The 560-nt window shown below is 69.1% G+C and carries 1 pseudogene; it reads right to left on the bottom strand.

Going from position 1 to position 560, the window contains the following annotated elements:
* Positions 1-512, bottom strand: a pseudogene (locus C892_RS29845) (hypothetical protein); the annotation flags it as partial.
* Between the last annotated feature and the right edge of the window lie 48 nt (positions 513-560).

The raw sequence follows: 560 nt of genomic DNA, 5'->3' as shown, positions 1-560 counted from the left end.
TACAGGTTGTCCTCCTGCCAGGACGGGTCCTGCTGGGTGAAGCGCTCGGTGAAGTGCGACAGGTACCGGTGCCCCATCGCCTTGTCACCGTTGCCGAAGGTGAACGCCCCGATATAGGTGAACGGGTTGGCCCCGGCCACCTGCTCGCCGTCTCCGGCCGTGGACACGTCCGCCTGCCCGTAGGGCGTGTAGTCGTAGGCCACCTCCGGATCGTCCGAATCGGTGCCGTCCTCGGCCAGGGCCAGGGTGGAGTTCTGGGCATCGGTGGCGGCGTTGTAGCGCCGCCCGCCGTCGATCATGCCCAGCATCCGCCCCTCCGGATCGCGCACATACCGGGTGCGGTCCCCGTCGTCCTGCTCGATGCTGGACACGCCCAGCGCGGTGTTGGTCAGCGTCCGGGTGGAGGCGTCCTCGCCGGCCCCCTGGGTGATGCTGCGGCGCTGGGTGGAGTCGGCGGTGTCGTAGGTGATCTCCGCGTCCAGGCTCGTGCCGCCGGCGTCCTTGTTTGTCATCTGCCCCGTGGGGCTGTATTCGATGTCGGTGCCCTCGCCGACCCCGGT

This window comes from Nocardiopsis baichengensis YIM 90130 (assembly GCF_000341205.1).
Lineage (GTDB): Bacteria > Actinomycetota > Actinomycetes > Streptosporangiales > Streptosporangiaceae > Nocardiopsis_A > Nocardiopsis_A halophila.
Note: the sequence above shows the minus strand (reverse complement) of the source record. Positions and strands in the feature narration are given on the sequence as shown.